The 17,683-nt window shown below is 67.9% G+C and carries 14 protein-coding genes and 3 tRNA genes; 7 read left to right on the top strand and 10 right to left on the bottom strand.

From position 1 onward, the window contains the following. Nucleotides 1-100: 100 nt before the first annotated feature. The gene (locus TF1_RS09050; protein WP_016189338.1) at nucleotides 101-2,950 is read right to left on the bottom strand and encodes an FAD-binding and (Fe-S)-binding domain-containing protein; all 2,850 of its coding nucleotides are present in this window, start codon (nucleotides 2,948-2,950) and stop codon (nucleotides 101-103) included. A 739-nt stretch (nucleotides 2,951-3,689) separates the two neighbouring features. Further along, nucleotides 3,690-5,378, bottom strand: coding sequence for a serine/threonine-protein kinase (locus TF1_RS09045; protein WP_011293268.1), 1,689 nt, complete (start codon nucleotides 5,376-5,378; stop codon nucleotides 3,690-3,692). Between the two features lie 245 nt (nucleotides 5,379-5,623). Here TF1_RS09045 and TF1_RS15855 point away from each other — a divergent pair, with 245 nt between their 5' ends. After that, on the top strand, nucleotides 5,624-5,962 hold the full coding sequence (locus TF1_RS15855; protein WP_081430436.1) for a TFIIB-type zinc ribbon-containing protein: 339 nt from the start codon (nucleotides 5,624-5,626) through the stop codon (nucleotides 5,960-5,962). A 9-nt stretch (nucleotides 5,963-5,971) separates the two neighbouring features. Next, nucleotides 5,972-6,604, top strand: a complete 633-nt coding sequence (locus tag TF1_RS09040; protein ID WP_016189340.1) for an AAA family ATPase — start codon at nucleotides 5,972-5,974, stop codon at nucleotides 6,602-6,604. Nucleotides 6,605-6,699: 95 nt separating this feature from the next. On the opposite strand, the gene TF1_RS09035 is transcribed toward TF1_RS09040, so the two are convergent. Further along, the gene (locus tag TF1_RS09035) at nucleotides 6,700-8,958 is read right to left on the bottom strand and encodes a heavy metal translocating P-type ATPase (RefSeq protein ID WP_061783807.1); all 2,259 of its coding nucleotides are present in this window, start codon (nucleotides 8,956-8,958) and stop codon (nucleotides 6,700-6,702) included. Beyond that, entirely contained in the window at nucleotides 8,958-9,122 is a 165-nt protein-coding gene (locus TF1_RS16145) for a hypothetical protein (protein ID WP_155983554.1), read from the bottom strand. Before TF1_RS16145 ends, TF1_RS09035 begins: the two co-directional genes overlap by 1 nt. A gap of 312 nt (nucleotides 9,123-9,434) precedes the next feature. Here TF1_RS16145 and TF1_RS09030 point away from each other — a divergent pair, with 312 nt between their 5' ends. From TF1_RS09030 to TF1_RS09020, 3 genes are all read left to right on the top strand, one after another. Continuing rightward, nucleotides 9,435-9,620, top strand: coding sequence for a hypothetical protein (locus tag TF1_RS09030; protein WP_011293272.1), 186 nt, complete (start codon nucleotides 9,435-9,437; stop codon nucleotides 9,618-9,620). A gap of 260 nt (nucleotides 9,621-9,880) precedes the next feature. Beyond that, a complete protein-coding gene (locus tag TF1_RS09025) occupies nucleotides 9,881-10,090 on the top strand; it encodes a hypothetical protein (RefSeq protein WP_011293273.1) in 210 nt (69 codons plus the stop codon). 354 nt (nucleotides 10,091-10,444) lie between these two features. Beyond that, nucleotides 10,445-10,648: a hypothetical protein gene (locus TF1_RS09020; protein ID WP_016189342.1), complete on the top strand. Its 204-nt coding sequence runs from the start codon at nucleotides 10,445-10,447 to the stop codon at nucleotides 10,646-10,648. 279 nt (nucleotides 10,649-10,927) lie between these two features. Here the strand turns inward: TF1_RS09020 and TF1_RS09015 are convergent. The 4 genes from TF1_RS09015 to TF1_RS09000 all read right to left on the bottom strand — a co-directional run bounded on the left by TF1_RS09015 (nucleotide 10,928) and on the right by TF1_RS09000 (nucleotide 13,010). Next, nucleotides 10,928-11,000, bottom strand: a tRNA-Phe gene (locus TF1_RS09015). 28 nt (nucleotides 11,001-11,028) lie between these two features. Beyond that, nucleotides 11,029-11,103 (bottom strand) — tRNA-Asp (locus TF1_RS09010). Between the two features lie 120 nt (nucleotides 11,104-11,223). Further along, a tRNA-Glu gene (locus TF1_RS09005) sits at nucleotides 11,224-11,296 on the bottom strand. 100 nt (nucleotides 11,297-11,396) lie between these two features. After that, nucleotides 11,397-13,010: a metallophosphoesterase family protein gene (locus TF1_RS09000; protein WP_016189343.1), complete on the bottom strand. Its 1,614-nt coding sequence runs from the start codon at nucleotides 13,008-13,010 to the stop codon at nucleotides 11,397-11,399. Nucleotides 13,011-13,079: 69 nt separating this feature from the next. Between TF1_RS09000 and TF1_RS08995 the strand changes: the two genes are divergently transcribed. Together TF1_RS08995 and TF1_RS08990 are read left to right on the top strand one after the other, a co-directional pair. Further along, entirely contained in the window at nucleotides 13,080-13,424 is a 345-nt protein-coding gene (locus TF1_RS08995) for a metallopeptidase family protein (protein WP_011293276.1), read from the top strand. Between the two features lie 162 nt (nucleotides 13,425-13,586). Next, nucleotides 13,587-14,945 carry an MFS transporter gene (locus TF1_RS08990; RefSeq protein WP_016189344.1) on the top strand — a complete coding sequence of 453 codons (1,359 nt, stop codon included), beginning with the start codon at nucleotides 13,587-13,589 and terminating at the stop codon, nucleotides 14,943-14,945. Nucleotides 14,946-15,098: 153 nt separating this feature from the next. Here TF1_RS08990 and TF1_RS08985 read toward each other — a convergent pair whose 3' ends face one another. Next, nucleotides 15,099-15,359, bottom strand: a complete 261-nt coding sequence (locus TF1_RS08985; RefSeq protein ID WP_011293278.1) for a PspC domain-containing protein — start codon at nucleotides 15,357-15,359, stop codon at nucleotides 15,099-15,101. Nucleotides 15,360-15,614: 255 nt separating this feature from the next. Further along, nucleotides 15,615-17,585 (bottom strand): acetate--CoA ligase, encoded by a 1,971-nt coding sequence (gene acs, locus TF1_RS08980; protein ID WP_011293279.1) that lies wholly within the window; start codon nucleotides 17,583-17,585, stop codon nucleotides 15,615-15,617. Nucleotides 17,586-17,683 lie beyond the last annotated feature (98 nt).

The raw sequence follows: 17,683 nt of genomic DNA, 5'->3' as shown, positions 1-17,683 counted from the left end.
GCGGGCCGCTGCGTTTCCCCGCCCTGGTTCCAGGCTGGGGGAGCATTCCATGGACCTGGCCCGGGCAGCGGTGTTCCGCTGAAGCCGGAACACCGACAGGTCACTGCCCGGCCGTGGCTTGGCTGCCGCGGCCGTTACGGAGCAGGGTCGCCAGGTGGACGGGCCGGGCCTCCGGGTGGGCTTGGGTGACTTGCAGTCGGCAGCTGAACCCTTCGGTGAGAACCGTGTCCCCGGCTCCTGCGGCGCGCACCGCGGGCAGCAGTCCTTGTTCCGCGCATGCCAGCGACACTTCGTAGTGGCCGTCCACGAACCCGAAATCACCGGCCAGGCCGCAACACGAGTTCTGCGGCACCTCCACTGTGGCTCCGGCCCGTTCCAGCAGGGCTCGTTCCGCGTGCCAGCCGGATCCGGCGTGCTGGTGGCAGTGCACTTGAGCGATCACCCGGCTGGTGATGCGGGGCGGCTCCCAGTCGGGGGTGAACTCGGTGAGCGCCTGGGCGAGCGTGCGGACCGCGCCAGCGACTTCAGCGGCCTCGTCGGTACCGAGCAGGCGCGGCAGTTCGCGGCGCAACTGTTCGGTGCAACTGGGTTCCAGGCCCACGATGACCGCGCCCGCGCGCACCGCGGGCAGCAGGGCGCGCACCGTGCGCTCCGCTACTCTCCGCGCCACCCCGAGTTGTCCGGTCGACGTCCACGTCAACCCGCAGCACAGCCGGGCCGGGCTGTCCACGACTTCCCAGCCCGCGTCCCGCAGCACGGCGCGGCCGTCCGCGAGCACCTGCGGGAAGAACGCGAGGGTGAAACTGTCGGTCCACAGCACGGCGCGCGGCTGGTCTGTGGTGAACCCGCGGCGCAGCGGGGTCCGATCCGCGGCGGAGGCGCGACGTTGGCGGCGGGTGGCGAACACGGGCAGATCGCGTCTCCGGTCGATTCCCGCGACGCGTTTGAGGAGCCCGGCGAGCGGGGAGCGGGCCACCGTGTTGACCAGGCCCGGCATCACGCCGGCGGGTTTCAGCCACACGGGCAGCCAGCCCAGCGTGTAGTGGGCGCGCGGCCGGATCCGGTGCCGGTAGTGGTGGTAGAGGAACTCCGACTTGTAGGCGGCTACGTCCACTCCGACCGGGCATTCTCGAGCGCACGCCTTGCAGGACAGGCACAGTTCGAGGGCTTCGCGCACTTCGGGGGACCGCCAGCCGGCGGTGACCACTTCCCCGGCGAGCATCTCGCCGAGGACGCGGGCCCGGCCGCGGGTGGAGTCTTTTTCCTCGCGGGTCACCTGGTAGCTGGGGCACATCGCCCCGGCGTGGGCGCGGCACTTGCCTACGCCCACGCAGCGGCGCACGGCGCGCGCAAAGTCGTCGCGGTCCTCGGCGAGCCGCAGGACGGGGCGGACCGGGGCGGCCATGGCGAGCGGCCGCACGTCGGCGTCGAGCGGGCGGGGCCGCACGACCGCGCCCGGGTTGAGCAGGTTGTGCGGGTCCCACACGTGTTTGGTGTCGGCGAACGCGTTGAGTAGGGCGGGCGAGTAGACGCGGGAGAGCAGTTCGGAGCGGGCTTGCCCGTCGCCGTGCTCCCCAGACGGCACGCCGCCGTGCCGGACCACGATGTCGCAGGCGGCTTCAACGAACCGGCGGTAGCGGGCCACGCCTTCCGGGCTGGTCAGGTCGGCGTTGAGCCGCACGTGCAGGCATCCTTCGCCAAAGTGGCCGTAGACGGGGCCGGACAGTCCTTCGTCGCGGCAGAGCGCGTCGAAGTCGCGGAGGTAGGCGGCGAGGTTTTCCGCGGGCACGGAGGCGTCCTCCCAGCCGGGCCAGGCTTCGTCGCCGCTGGGCGGGCGGGTGGCGAGTCCAGCGGCGTCTTCGCGGATCCGCCACAGCCGGACCCGGTCCGCGGGGTCGGTGACGACGAGGGTGGAGCGGACGTGGGCGGCGAAGGCGCGTTCCGCGCGGCGGGCTGCGGCTTCGGCTTCGGCGGGTGTGTCTCCACCGAATTCCACGTACAGCCACGCGCCGCCTTCGGGCAGGTCGGCTACCCGCGGGCCGAGCAGTTCGGTGTCCATGCCTTCCACGGTGAGCGGACGGTAGGCGAGGAATTCGTGGGCGATTTCCGCGGCGGCGTAGCGGTCGGCGCAGCCAACGAGGAGCAGGACGCGTGCTTTGGGGGCGGGCACGAGGGTGAGGGTGGCTGAGGTGGTGATGGCGCAGCCGCCTTCGGTGCCGACGAGGCTTTTGGCGTAGTCGCGGCGTTCCGGAAGCAGGTGCTGCAGGGGGTATCCGGAGACTTGTCTGCGGTAGCGGCCGAGTTCGGTGCGGATGGGGGCGAGGGCGTGAGCGGCGACCGCGTCCAAGCCGTCCATGAGGGCGTGGTCGGGCAGCCCGTCGGGGGTGGTGATCTGGGTGGCGGTGACGGTGCGGTGGCGGCCGTCCGCGGTGACCACGTGCAGGGCGGTGATGTTGTCGGCGGTGGTGCCCCAGGCGACTGAATGGGAGCCGCAGGCGTTGTTGCCGATCATGCCGCCGAGGGTGCACCGGTTGTGGGTGGAGGGGTCAGGGCCGAAGGTGAGCCCGTGCTGGGCGACGGCGGTGCGCAGTGTGTCGAGGACGACCCCGGGTTCGACGACGGCGCGGCGGGCTTCCGGGTCCACGCTGAGGATGCGGTTGAAGTAGCGGGAGGTGTCCACGACCACGCCGGTTCCGAGGGCTTGTCCCCCGCAGGAGGTGCCGCCGCCGCGCATGGTGATGCCGACTCCGGCTTCCCGGCAGATTTCGACGGTGGCGGCGATGTCGTCGGTGTGGCGGGGGTAGACGACGCCGAGGGGGATGCGGCGGTAGATGGAGGCGTCAGCGGAGTAGAGCGCCCGGGCGAGGGGGGAGAAGTCGACGTCGCCGCGGATGGCTACGGCGAGGGTCCGGGCGAGCGGGGTGTGTTCGTGGGATGCGACGGTGGTCATGGGTCCACGTCTACCCCGCCGTGGCGTGGTCAGCGGGGCCGGGGGCCGTCATCGCGGGGAGGCGCGGGATGGTTTTTTAGCCGGGTGGCGCCGGGGCGGGTTTCCTGGCGTGGACACCACCACCGACAGTGCGAAGTTTTTCCGGTTTTTAGATCTTCATCAGCGAACGTCCAATTAGCGTTTTTCCTGTTCTTAGCCCCAGAACGAGACGAATGAACTTTCCTGCCCCGAACCCATTGACATCTATGAAGAGTGCCACAAATAATAGGTATCGACCGCTTGGGAGCGCTCCCAAAAGGTCAGGAGAAGATCCCTTGTTGGGCGGTGGCTGCCTTCCTCCACTCCTCCCATCCTCAGGGTGGCCACCGTTCCTCCCCCCGGCAAGAGATCTGTGAGCCCCCAGACCGGCGGCCCTACCCGGGAGGGCCGAACCGGTCACCGGATCCTCACTGGATGATGGCTCACCCCACTCGAGCCACTCCCAGAGAGACCGAGGTGCGTGCGGGCGCCTGGGTCTCTACCACCGAAGGGCTCGTCTCCAAGGCTTGAGCCAGCCCTGGAAGGGTTGGGGTGCGTGCGGGCGCCCTGGCTCTTCGCCACCTGAAGAGAGCTCGCCTGGAGACTTGAGCCACCTGGGGTCGGGGTGCGTGCGGGCGCCCCGACCCCCACTTCTTTTCCTCTTCTTTCCCCGCCTGGGGACATTTCTCACACCCGTCTCACGGGTGTCTCCACTCCCCGACTACGCGGCAGGCTCGAAACTCTCCGACATCCGGTCCAGCAGCGGCGCCCCCGTCTCCTCCCAGCCGTCCGCCGGATACACCAAGAACAGCGCATACCCCTTCTTCTCGGTGTGGAATCCCCGGTTCACCGCGTGCATCCGCTGGCCGTTGATCGTGAAGGTGAACTCCCAATCCGACGCCGTCACATAACGCTCCATCGACGGGTGGTCGGAATATCTGATGTCAATCAGGGAGTAGTTCGAAAAGCGTCCAGCCGCGCCCCGCTCTTGGGCCTCCCAGTCTTTTTTCGCGTCGGGATTCGGCGAATCCGTCTGGTCCACCTGCAGATAGCCGCCCTCGGGGTTGCGGAAGAACACGCTGCTTCCCCGCCGGTCCACCGACCATCCTTCCGGCACGTCCAACGAGAACCCAGTGGGATCCTCGTGCCGGACCAGCGGAGGCCCCGAATAGTCGTCGTCCTCCGCTTCCTCCTCGCTGTCCTCGTCGTCTTCTCCGACGCCCTGCTCGGCGGCCTCCGCGGAGGTTGTGGGCTCCGGCTCTTCCGCCTGCCCCGTCTCCTCGCTGCTCTGCGAGGTTTCCGCGGCCGGCTGCTCCCCGTCCGCCCGACTGTTCCCGCCCGCAGGGACGAACAGCACCACGGCGGTGATCACCGCCACCACCACGCACAGCGCCAACGCCACCAGGCCGACGGTCGCCAGCGTGCTGTTCCGCTTCCCCGGCTCCGCAGGCGAGGACAGCGGCAGCGCACTCGTGTCCGCAGCCGGCTTCGCCACGCTCACCTCGGCAGGGGCCGGGCTGGCCTCCTCCTGCAGCGTGTGCGTCCCCGTGGACGACGCGGAACTGCTCTGCGGCGGGAAGCTCATCACCACCCGCTGCAGCTCCTCCACGACCTCGTGCACCGTGGGACGCTTCTGCGGGTCCTTGTTGAGCAACTGTTCCAGCAGCGGCCGCAACGGCCCCGCCTTCACCGGCGGAGGCACCTCGTCCACCACCACCGCGGTGAGCGTGGCCATCGGCGTGGCGCGCTGGAACGGCGGGGCCCCGTGCAGCGCCGCATACAACGTGGTGCCCAGCGCCCACATGTCCGCTGCCGGGCTCGCAGGCTCGCCCCGCGCCTGCTCCGGCGCGAGATAACTGGGCGACCCCAGCAGGCTCCCCGTCCGAGTCAGCCGGCTGCTGCCCTCCAAATAGGCGATACCGAAGTCGGTGAGCACCGCCCGGTCCCCCCGGGCCACAAGCACGTTCCCCGGTTTGATGTCGCGGTGCACGATCCCGCGCTGGTGCGCCACAGACAGCGCCGCAGCCACCTGAAGCCCGAGATTAGCGGCCCGCTCCGGGCTGATCGCCCCCTCCTGTTTGATGATCTCGCTCAAGGACTTGCCGTGGACGAGCTCCATCACAATCCACGGAAAACCGTCCTTTTCCACCACGTCGAACACGGTGATGATCGACGGGTGGCTGAGCTGAGCGGCGCTACGCGCCTCCCGCAGCATCCGGGCCCGCAGAATCTCGATCTCCTGCGGCGGCAGATGCTCATTGATCGTCAACTCCTTGATGGCTACCGGCCGATCAAGGAGTTCGTCGACACCCTCCCAGACACGTCCCATCCCTCCTGCGCCGATGAGTCTGTGCAGCCGATACCGACCAGCGAGGAGGAAATCGGGGAGTTGGGGGGAATCATTGCTCATCGGCGGCTTCCTCGGTCTGATGCTGGCGCGGCCTACCGGTGCGGCGCCCCAACCGGAATTTTAGAAGGCTCAGCCCTTTGTGAACCCCTTCCACAGGCGGGACTGTCGCCTTGTCTGTCCAAATCCTTCGGAAACCCGGAATGACCTGCGGTCTTTTAGGGAGAAAAACGACACGGCCAATGGCGGCCCGCGCGTGTCTCGTCGGCTAGGGACACTGGCAACCCTTCCCCGAATACGATGGCACTGTGATTTGTCCTAAGTGCCAAGGCCGTATGCGCACCTTCGACCGTATGGGTGTCCACATCGACCAGTGTGAACGGTGCAGAGGCATCTTCCTCGACGCCGGAGAGTTGGAGCAAATCGTGGCGGCTGAGCAGCGTCACTACGCGGCCCCGCCCCCGCCGCCTCCACCGCACGGGGCACCGCCACCACCCATGTACCACGCCCGACCAGACTCCTACGGCTATGCGGACTCGCCGCGCCCCTACTATCCCGACTCTCCCCGACCGTACTACGCCGACTCCCCACGCCCCTATGGCTACAAGCGTCGCCGGAAAAGCTTCCTCGAGGAGTTGTTCGACTAGGCCGCAGCCGTGAACCTCCTCATCTGTGCGCGCTGCGACGCGTACACGGACACTCCCGTCGTGGAAGCAGACCCGCCGGTGCTCCACTGTGTCGAGTGCGGGCACCGGCGGCCGTTCCGACGCCTCCCCCTGTTCGCGGTGACTGGGCCCAGTGGCACAGGAAAATCCACGGTGGGGCGGCTGCTCACCGAACGGCTGTCCGACCGCTACGTGGTGGTGGAACAGGACGTGCTGTGGGTGGACGGGCTCCGCGACCCGTCCCACCACCACCGGCTGTTCCGGTCCACGTGGCTGCGTATGGCCGCCATGATCCACCAGAACGGCCGCCCCGTCGTGCTGTGCGGCACGGTCGTGCCCCCGGAGTTCGAACCGCTGCCGGAGCGTGCCCTGTTCTCCGAAATCCACTACCTGTCCCTCATGTGCGATCCCGAAGTGCTCGCTGCCCGGCTGCGGGCCCGCCCGGCGTGGCGGGAATGGGACGAGCCGCGGATCGCGGAAATGCTGGAATACGCGGCGTGGATCCGGGAGAACGCGGCGACCATGACCCCGCCGATGACCCTGCTCGACACCACCGACGCCTCGGTGGAGGAGACCGCTCACGCCGTGCAAGAGTGGATCACCAGCCATACCGCCACGCCCTGACCCGGGGCGGGACGAGGGCGGGCACACGGCCCCCAACAGCAGTTGGGCGGCGCGGGCAGCAGCCCGCACCGCCCAGACGGCAGCGTGTGGCGCGCTCACGGCGCGGCATGGGGGCGGAAGCCCCGCAGCCGCAGACTGTTGCTGACCACGAAGACGCTGGAGAACGCCATGGCCGCGCCCGCAATCATCGGGTTGAGCAGCCCGGCAGCGGCCAGCGGCAGCGCCGCCACGTTGTAGGCGAACGCCCAGAACAGGTTGCCTTTGATCGTGGCCAGGGTGCGGCGGGACAGCCGGATCGCGTCCGCGGCGACCCGCAGATCCCCGCGGACCAGGGTGAGGTCCGCGGCCTCGATCGCCGCATCCGTGCCAGTGCCCATCGCCAGCCCCAAATCGGCTTGGGCGAGTGCGGCCGCATCGTTCACCCCGTCACCGACCATCGCCACCACGCGGCCTTCGTCCTGCAGCCGTTTGACCACGTCCACCTTGTCGGCGGGCAGCACTTCGGCGATGACCTCGTCAATACCGACCTGTTCGGCGACCGTGCGGGCCACGGCCGCGTTGTCGCCGGTGAGCAGAATCGGGGTGAGCCCCAGCTGCCGCAACTGGGCCACGGCCTCGGCGCTCGTGGGCTTCACCGTGTCGGCGACGACAAGCACCCCGCGAGCCTTCCCGTCCCAGGCGGCCAGGACCGCGGTGTGGCCTGCGGCTTCCGCCTGTGCGGCCTTCCGCGCCACCGCCTCCGGCACGGCCACGCCTTCCTGGGCGAGCAGGGCGGCCTTCCCCACGAGGACCGTGCGGCCGTCCACTACCCCCCGCACCCCCAGCCCTGCGGTGGCAGCGAAATCAGTCACCGGCGGCACATTCCCGACCCGGTCGGCGGCGCTCCGGGCGATCGCCCGCGCAATAGGGTGCTCGGAGGCGTGCTCCACAGCCCCGGCTAGCCGCAGCACCTCGTCGGCGTCCTCCCCGTCGGCAGCGGCCACGTCGACGAGCGCCATCGTGCCCATGGTGACCGTGCCGGTCTTGTCGAGCACCACCGTGTCCACGCGGCGCGTGTTCTCCAACACTTCAGGGCCTTTGATGAGGATGCCGAGCTGGGCTCCACGGCCCGTGCCCACCAGGAGCGCCGTGGGAGTGGCCAAGCCCAGCGCGCACGGGCAGGCGATGATGAGCACCGCGACAGCAGCGGTAAACGCGGCCTCCACCGGGCCGCCCGCCCCCAGCCAGAACCCGAGCGTGGCCACCGCGAGCGCGATCACCACGGGCACGAACACCCCGGAAATCCGGTCGGCGAGCCGCTGCACCTCGGCCTTGCCGCTCTGCGCCTCCTCCGCCAGCTTCGCCATCTGCGCGAGCTGGGTGTCCGCGCCCACGCGGGTTGCGCGCACCACGAGCCGGCCGCCGACGTTGACCGTGGCGCCGACCACCGCGTCGCCGACCCCGACTTCGACGGGCACGGACTCACCGGTGAGCATGCTCGCGTCCACGGCGGAGGCGCCCTCCTCCACAACCCCGTCCGTGGCGATCTTCTCCCCGGGACGCACCACGAACCGGTCACCGACGGCGAGCTGCTCCACGGGGATCCGCGTCTCCCGGCCGCCGCGCACCACCGTGACCTCTTTCGCGCCCAATTCCAGGAGGGCGCGCAGCGCGGCCCCGGCCCGCCGCTTAGCCCGAGCTTCGAAGTAGCGTCCGGCGAGGATGAACGTGGTGACCCCGGCCGCGACCTCCAAGTAGATGGCGGCAGAACCGTCGGTGCGGCTGATGGTGAACTCGAACGGGTGCGTCATGCCGGGCATGCCCGCTTCCCCGAAGAACAGCGCATACAGCGACCAGGCGAAAGCCGCCAGCGTGCCCATGGACACCAGCGTGTCCATGGTGGCCTCCCCCAGCCTCAGGTTTTTGACCGCGGCGATGTGGAAGGGCAGCGCACCCCACACCACCACCGGAACGGCCAGGACGAGGGACGCCCACTGCCAGTAGGTGAACTGCAGGGCCGGGATCATCGCCATGGCGATGACCGGAATCGACAGCACCGCGCTGACCAGCAGCCGTGTGCGCAGCGCTGCCACCGGGTCAGCGGCCTGGTCTTCCGTGTCCTGGGCGGCGCGGGGCGGGGCAGGGAGGGCCGCCGTGTAGCCTGCTTTCTCGACCGTGGTGATCAGGTCGTCGATGGTGACGCCGCTGTCGAACTCCACTGACGCTTTCTCAGTGGCGTAGTTGACGCTGGCCCGCACCCCGGCGAGCTTGTTGAGTTTGCGTTCCACTCGGTTGGCGCACGACGCGCAGGTCATGCCGCCGATGAGGAGTTCAACCCGTTCGGCGTCGCGGCGCCGTGTGGCTTCCTCACCCATCAGTCCCCCTGCTCTTGCACGGCCACGGGCGTGCTTTCCGCCGCGTTCGCGTGGGTGAGCGTGCCCACCCCGTAGGCGATCCCGAATACGGCGACGAGCACCAAACCGTAGATTCCGAGTCTGCGCACCACGCTCATGGCCGGTTTCTCCGATGTTGCCGACACTCCCTTACCCTCAACCAATATACCCCCCAGGGGTATTCCACTATGGGAGGGCTCATCCGAAAAGACCTGGTCGAGGCGGGTGAGGCGGCGCTCCTCGCCTGCCCCGGCTCTGGCGGCGGAGGGCCTCGCCCCGGTGGTGCCGAGGTCCGGCAGCCCGCCTGCGCCACGTCCAGACCGCCACCACCGGGTGACACTCGCCTTCCTGAGAGACGTGACATCCCTCTCCACCGCTTTCCGCGGTTGAGCCTGAACTCTCCGCGATACCCGGGCATCGGAGGGGTAGGGGGAGGGGCTGCGGGAGGGAGAAACACGATGGAGTTGCGACAATCGATTCCACTCGGCCTAGGCATCGGAGCCGGTATGGGGATTGCGCTCGGCAGCGTGGTCGGCTTGGTGTTCGATGCGATCCCGCTGGGTATCGGTATCGGCTTCGTCGTCGGCTCCGCGGCCGGGCTCCTTGTCGGCCTGCTGTACGGCAGACGCCGCACCGACACGTGAGACCCGCTCGTTCACCGGGGAAACCGGGGCTGCGCGTGCCTCCCGCGGTTCGATGCCTCGTGCCCCATGTCACTCCCGGCAGGCGAGCGCGGGGAAGCCTCCACGCCCGCCCTTGGCGCGGTTCCTGCCCTGAGGGTTCTGGTCCGGTCCTTTGCTGATGTTCATGTCGGCAAGAACGAAGGGAAGGAACCGGTTGTGCGCCGCTTCTCACGGCAATAAACCACGGTGCAAGAAACGGTCAGAACCCGTGGAGGCTCGTCATGGCTGAGAAAACCCGCAACAAATGGGCTCTAGGCCTGGGCTTAGGGGCTGCGATCGGCGGCGCTTTCAGTCTTCCTGTCGGGCTGCTGTTCCTCGGCGACTACTTCGGAGCAGGAACCCTCATCACGATTCCTCTCGGATGCCTCATCGGCTTCATTGTGGGGCTCCTCCTCGACCGGAGAGACGCCAAGCGGACCCGTCAAGACTGATTGACGTTCCCCACCACGTCACCCGTGCAGGACCCCCATCCCAGCGTCGCAGCGACCCGCGCGTGTCCTCCCGGTGCGCCCTGGTCGCACCTTCCCCTCGGGCGCACCCCGTCTCCTGTTCCCTGCGGCGGAGGCCCTGCCTTCCCCACGCGACGCCTTTCCCTAGGCGGGTAAGCCGCCCTCTCAGCGAGGAAAGAGCGCGCCGGGGCCTCGTGCCCTGCCCTCGTCGTGGCTTCCGGCCGCCGAGCGCGGCCTTGTCGCCCCGCGGTTTGCGGAGATTCGGGCTGCACAGCAAGAACCAGTGGCCCACCGTCTCCGTCAAAGCAGAGAATCCTTTCTCCGCGGAGGCCAACCATGGTCAACCAGAAACTCAAAAACACACAGACCCTTGCCGTGATCCTGGGGGTCGCTGCCGGCGCGGCCTGCGTGCTGTCGCTCGGACTTCTCTTCAGCGGCGGCTCCGCGATGGGTGTCGTCCTCAGCATCCTCCTCGGATTCGCTGTCGGCGCTCTCGTGGGGGCGCTGCTCGGCTGGAGGGCCACCAAGCGCACCCGCTAGGGCGGCGTCGAGAGAGTCCCCAGTCGGAGAATTTCCTGCCGCCCTGCGGCGCGCTTCGTGCCGCCCTGGGGATGGACGGCGGCACGGCTCTGTCAGCCCTTCACGGAATCCTGTCGCACCGTGTCCGCTGAAACCTGCCGTGGCAGAGCAGAACCGGATTTCTACCGTCGTGGTGAAGCCGACGGCGCGTCCGCTAAAAACCGCCAAAAGAAAAATACGGTGGCACAACTACCAAAAAGCCCGGGACAAAAGTTCCGGGCTTTTCTCCGATGCAGTGAGTGGCCAGGGGCGGAATCGAACCGCCGACCTTCCACTTTTCAGGCGGACGCTCTGCCAACTGAGCTACCTGGCCCCAGCCACATACTGTACTGCGAAGTGAGCGGTCCTGACGGGATTTGAACCCGCGGCCTCCACCTTGACAGGGTGGCGAGCACTCCAAACTGCTCCACAGGACCCCGATATTTAATTATTTTTTGTTTTTGCTTTGTCCGCTTCTTACCTGATTCTATCAGGTTCGTCGCGTCCTCCGCGCGGTCTTTATTCTGCCAGACTCTGGCAGTGTTTCAGACCACCAGTACCCCCAACGGGATTCGAACCCGCGTTACCGCCTTGAAAGGGCGGCGTCCTAGGCCACTAGACGATGGGGGCCTCGACGACGACCGAGTCGTCATTTCCCCCGTCCTTCCGTCGGGGACGGCTTAAGCATAGGGGACATTGGGACCAAGTGCCAAAGTGTTTCCCCAACACGTCACCGTGGTACCGCGGAAGCGGGAGGAGACAACTCTAGGTTAGGCGATTCCGGCGGGAGAAGCGTAGGCGGGGTCGTGTCCAGCGACGGCGCAACCGTCTCCACCGGGGTGATCTCCCGGTCTGGGTCGCTTTCGATGTGCCGTTCGATCTGCACCGACGTCAGTCCCAGCCCGCCCAGCGTGATGTCGTCCCACGCCTGCAACCGCTTGGTCTCCGCGTCGAAATACAGCACCGACGCCTGGTACGGGGTGGGCTCGTCGTGCTCCAGCCCACGCAGCCCGGCGCCGCCCGTGGACCCCTGCGCGAAAATCCGGGTCCCGCTCTCCCGTATCTCGGTCCAGCGTTCATGGCCGTGCCCGCACAGTACGAGCGGCACCACCCCGCTGAACGCCTCCCCTTGCAGCGGGTCGTGCAGCACCGCCACGTCCACCGGAGGATCCGCGTCCGCAATACTGCGCGCCTGACGGGCGCCGATCGCGGCGACCTCTGCGTCCGTGGGATTGTCCAACGCCTTGTCTGCGGTGAACCGGGGGTCTCCCGCCCCGTAGAACCGCAGCCCTGCCACTTCGACAATGTCGTCGTCGAGCACGATCGCGTTGGGCTGGGCGGCGACCGCGCGCTGGGTGCCCATCGAATCGTGGTTGCCGCGCACCCACACGTAGGGCACGTCCAGGTCCGCGATCTGGTCCATGAACACGTCCTCGGCGGCGCTGCCCCGGTCGCTGATGTCCCCGGAGTCCACCACCACGGCCACCTGGAACTGTTCCACCAGCGAGTTGATGACCTCCCACGCGGCCGGGTTGAGGTGCAGGTCCGACACGTGCAGCACCCGGATCGTAGCGGCGTCCTCCTCGTAGACGGGCAGGGTCGAAGTGACCTGGTACAGCTGGGAGACGTTGCCCACCAGGCCAGCCAACTGCGCCTGGTATTCGGAGAAGTGGTTGATCACGTCCTCCACGCTGCCCACCACCTGGGGGGCGCCGGCGAGCAGACCGGTGTAGCGGGGCTCCGCAATCGCCCCCGGATTGAAAGTGAAATACGTCACACCGCCAGCGGTGGCGAGCATCACCAAGGCGGTGAGCGCGCCCACCAGGGCCCGCACCCAACTACGGAACAGCAGCAGGCACACCAGGGCCGCCGTACCCACCGAGGCCAGCACGGCCCGCCACGCCAACATGACCGCGCCCTGCTTCACGTCCGCGACAATGCTCGCGCCGAGCCGGTGGATCGACTCCGGGTTCTGCACCATCTCCTCGGCCGCGGTCAACCGGATCTCCGCGATCGTCGCCTCAAACCGCAGCGGCGCAGCATGCGTGTCGAACGCCAGCTTGCCCAACGGGGCGATATTGATCACAGTCTCCCCGCGCCACGACGGGCCCACCGCCAAGACGACGTCGGCAGGGCCGATCGGAGTCAGCACCTGACCGCCCACTGCCAGCCCGGCCCATCCCCCGGCGATCCCTGCGGCCACCACCGCCCCGACGCGCCACACACGGACCGCGTGGCGGTGCCGCAGCCACCCCGCAGCCCTGCGCCACGTCCGCGGATGGAAGGCCAGCCCTATCCGGGCCAGGACCGCTCGCCACTCCACAGCGTCGCCTCCCCAGGTCACCAGTGCTCCCGGACGTCGCTGCCCCGGGCTCTTTCGCTCCCCTTACCCTCGTGGCGCACAATACGAGACGTGATCGAAACCTCCCGCCGCCGCTTCGAAGAGCTCGTCGCCGACGCCCTCGACTCCATTCCACCCGAACTGACCGCGTACATGGACAACGTGGTCATCACCCTGGCCGAAGACCCCCCGGAACCCGGGCTGCTTGGCCTGTACGAAGGAGTGCCGCTCACCGAACGGGGCGACAGCTACGGCGGAGTGCTGCCAGACCAGATCTTCATCTACTGGCGGGAAATCCTCGCGATCTGCGAAACCGAAGAAGACGTCGTCGAAGAAGTCCGCATCACCGTGATCCACGAAATCGCCCACCACTTCGGAATCGACGACGAGCGCCTCCACGAACTCGGCTGGACCTGACCTGGCACTGGACTGCCCCGCCGCACGCTCCCTACCCCGGCAGCGGACGCCCGCAAACAAGAACCGGCGATTCCCCCAAACCGCTTGCCAATCTCGCCCCCTCTAGAGACGCTATGTCAACAGGCAACGACGCAAAGTGATTGAACGTGGGGGCAATCAAGAGTGCACAATCCGCGGTCAGGCGGCTTCAGCCACGGCATTCCACGACAGAGCGACGGGCGCCACGAACAGTTGCCCACCATTGACACGCCCACCCACGCCGATCCCCCCGCGGCCCCAGAACCTCCCCGCACCGACTGGCGCAGCGGCTACCGCGACGTGCTCCGCAACGGCGAATTCCGCGCCCTGTGGCTCTCCCACGCCCTCTCCATGACCAGCAACTACCTGCTGAACATCGCGGTCGCCGTCCTCGTCTACCAGCGCACCGACTCCGCCCTGGTCACCGGGCTCACCCTGGCGTTGACCTTCCTGCCGCCGCTCGTGGCAGGCCCCCTCCTGTCCGGGCTCGCCGATCTGTTCCCCCGCCGTCGCGTCATGATCGTCAGCGACGTCGTGCGCGCCGTCCTGGTCATCGCCATGAGCATTCCCGGGCTGCCGCTCCCCGTCATCTGGCTGCTGCTGTTCTGCTCGGTGATGCCGACCATCCCCTTCGGCGCGGCCCGCGCTGCGCTCCTCACGCAGATCACCCAAGGGGAGCGTTTCGTCGCCGGATCCACCCTCATCAACATCACATCCCAGGTAGGCTCCCTGGTCGGGCTTGCCGTGGGCGGGCTCGTCATCTCCCTGCTCGACGTGCGCCCCACCGTGTTCTGCAACGGGCTCACCTTCCTGCTGTCCGCGACCATCGTCACGCTCGGCGTGCGGCCGCGGCCCGCACCCGAATCCCAGGACGCGGAACGCCCCACCCTCTGGCAGATCACCCGGCAAGGCCCCCGTCTGGTCTTCACCGACCCGAGGCTGCGCACCCTGGCGCTCCTCGCCTGGCTTGCCGGCTGCTACATCGTCCCCTACGGCGTGGCCACCCCCATGGCCGCAGAAATCGGGGGCGGCCCCGCAACCGCGGGAATGATCATGGCGTCCCCGGCGATCGGCGCGATCATCGGCGGTTTCCCGCTCACCCGGCTCGTCCCCCCGCCGCTGCGCACCCACCTGCTGGGGCTCCTAGCGATCCTCGCCTCGCTCCCGTTGACCGTGTGGATCCTCAAACCACCGCTGTGGGCGATGGTGCTGCTTCTCGTCGTCTCCGGGATGGCGGCTTCCTACCAGTTCGTGGCGAACGCCACATTCGTGCTGTGTGCGCCCTCCACCGGACGCGGGGTGGCGTTCGGGCTCGTCGCCGCCGGCCTCCAAGTAGCCCAAGGCATCGGCATCGCAGTGGCGAGCTTCCTCGTGGAACACGTCGGAACCCACCTCGTCGTCACCCTCGCCGGACTGATCGGCACACTCGGCGCAGTCGCGCTGGCCTTCCCCTGGTCCCGACTGTCTGCCGGCGCCGTGGACATGATGCACGGCGCCGACTAGCTCACCGGCGTTCCTGCGGGCGCTCCGCGCGCGTGTCCCGCACATCCCGTTCCGACCGCCGGTCCGAGGCCGTCTCCGCTGCCTCCCCCTTCCGGGAGAAGAAATCCCGGGGCAGCGGAGCGGCCCGCCCGGACAGTGCGCGTAGCGTCCACTTCACAGCTTGGATTCCTTGCCCTGGAACGTGCGGATGATGTGCTCCAGCACGGAAGCGCCCGCGTCCTCCTCCGGGATCACCAGCCAGGCGATGAGGTACAGCAACACGCCGCTGCCGCCCAGCAGGGTGAAAACAGCGAAAGCCAGCCGGATGAGGTTGGCGTCCACGTTGAGGAACTCACCGATACCGCCGCACACGCCGGTGAGTATCCGGTTGCTCTTACTCCGTCGCAGGGTCTTCTTCGTCGTGTACTCGCTCATATCTTCAGACTGCCCGCCCCAAGCCTGTTATCCCATGGGGAAATTCCCTGGTCTCTCCCTGACCTCTCCCTGAAACCCCGGCAGGCCAAAGCCCGGAGGACAGACAGCCCCCGCCCACGGACAGGACAAGCCACACCCTGGACCACAGCACCGGTCGCGCCCCGCCTCTGCTGCGCTCCGCGGCAAAAAGCAGAGACAAGTCGTGGGGCGCGCCGGCCCCTGCTCGGCACGCCCCACGAGAACAGTCAGTGCAGATCAGTCGTCTTTGCCGCTGCGCAGCCCCTTCGCGATGAGGTCCATCACCGACGAGTCGGCGAGCGTGGTCACGTCACCGATCTCCCGGTTCTCCGCCACGTCACGCAGCAGGCGGCGCATGATCTTGCCGGAGCGGGTCTTGGGGAGCTCCGGCACCACGATGATCTGCCGCGGCTTAGCGATCGGACCGATCTCCTTCGCCACGTGCTCCCGCAGCGTCTTGATGGCCTCCTCGCCGCTCGCCTCGTCCTGGGCCACCCCGGCGCGCGGGATCACAAACGCCACGATCGCCTGGCCCGTCGTCGGGTCGGACGCACCCACCACAGCGGCCTCCGCCACCGTCGGGTGCGCCACCAGAGCCGACTCCACCTCAGTGGTGGAAATCCGGTGCCCGGAGACGTTCATGACATCGTCGACCCGGCCCAGCAGCCAAATGTCGCCGTCGTCGTCGTACTTGGCGCCGTCCCCGGCGAAGTAGAAGCCCTTGTCCGCGAACCGCGCCCAGTAGGTTTCGCGGTAGCGCTTCTCGTCGCCCCAGATCCCGCGGAGCATCGACGGCCACGGCTTGTCCAGCACCAGGTAGCCGCCCGAACCGTGCGAAACCTCGTTGCCCTTCTCGTCGACCACCTTCGCGCTCACCCCCGGCAGCGCCCGCAGCGCCGACCCCGGCTTGAGGCTCAACGCGCCAGGCAGCGGCGAAATCATGATCGCGCCGGTCTCGGTCTGCCACCAGGTGTCAACGATCGGGGTCTTGTCACCGCCGATGTGCTTGCGGTACCACAGCCACGCCTCGGGGTTGATCGGCTCGCCGACACTGCCCAGCAGCCGCAGCGACGACAGGTCGTAGCGGGCGGGGATCTCCTCCCCCCACTTCATGAACGTGCGGATCAGCGTGGGAGCCGTGTAGTAGATCGTGACCTTGTACTCCTGCACGATCTCCCAGTGGCGCCCCTCGTGCGGGGTGTTCGGGGTGCCTTCGTAGACGACCTGGGTGGCGCGGTTCGCGAGCGGCCCATAAACGATGTAGCTGTGCCCGGTGATCCAGCCGATGTCGGCGGTGCACCAGTAGACGTCCTTGCCCGGCTTGTGGTCGAACACCACGTGGTGGGTGTACGCCGCCTGGGTCAGATAACCGCCAGTGGTGTGCAGGATGCCCTTCGGCTTCCCCGTGGTGCCCGACGTGTAGAGGATGAACAGGGGGTGTTCGGAGTCGAACGCCTCAGGGGTGTGCTCGGCCGACTGGGAGTCGACCAGGTCGTGCCACCACAGGTCGCGGCCCTCGGTCCACGGAACGTCCATGCCGGTGCGGCGGACCACGATGACGTTCTGGACCGCGTCGATCCCCTCGATGCCTTCGTCCACGTTGGCCTTCATCGGCAGGGCCTTGCCGCGCCGGTACTGGCCGTCAGTAGTGATGACCACCTTGGCGTCAGCGTCCTCCACCCGGGAACGCAGCGCGGAAGGCGAAAAACCCCCGAAGACCACGCTGTGCACCAGGCCCAGGCGGGCACAGGCCAGCATGGACACGATCGCCTCGGGGATCATCGGCATCTGGATAGCGACCCGGTCGCCTGGCTTCAGCCCCAAAGAAGACAGCGCGTTGGCGGCCTTGCACACCTCGTCCTTCAACTGGGCGTAGGTGATGTCGCGGGTGTCTCCGGGCTCACCCACCCAGTGGATGGCGACTTGATCGCCGTAACCGTTCTCTACATGCCGGTCCACACAGTTGTAGGCGACGTTGAGCCTGCCACCCACAAACCACTTGGCGAACGGTGCATTGGACCAGTCCAACACCTGGTTCCACCTGGTCTCCCAGTGCAGCCGCTCGGCCTGCTTCTCCCAAAACGCCTCCCGGTCAGCTTCCGCTTCACCGTAGAGGTCCGCGGTGGCGTTAGCCTGTGCCACGAACGCTTCGTCGGGAGGGAAGACCTGGCTCTGCTGCATCAGGTTCGCCAGCACTTCGTCGCCCATGTCAACTCCTGACAGGTGTGATTCCCGCTACTGCCACCCAACCGTAGAACGTGAGCTGTGCCATAGGAAACCGTTAAAGCGGCGAAGTGTCGGCTTCT

The sequence above is a fragment of the Thermobifida fusca NBRC 14071 = JCM 3263 genome (assembly GCF_001592045.1).
Classification (GTDB): Bacteria; Actinomycetota; Actinomycetes; order Streptosporangiales; family Streptosporangiaceae; genus Thermobifida; species Thermobifida fusca.
The sequence above is the reverse complement of the archived record's forward strand: the minus strand, read 5'-3'. Positions and strand labels throughout refer to the sequence as shown.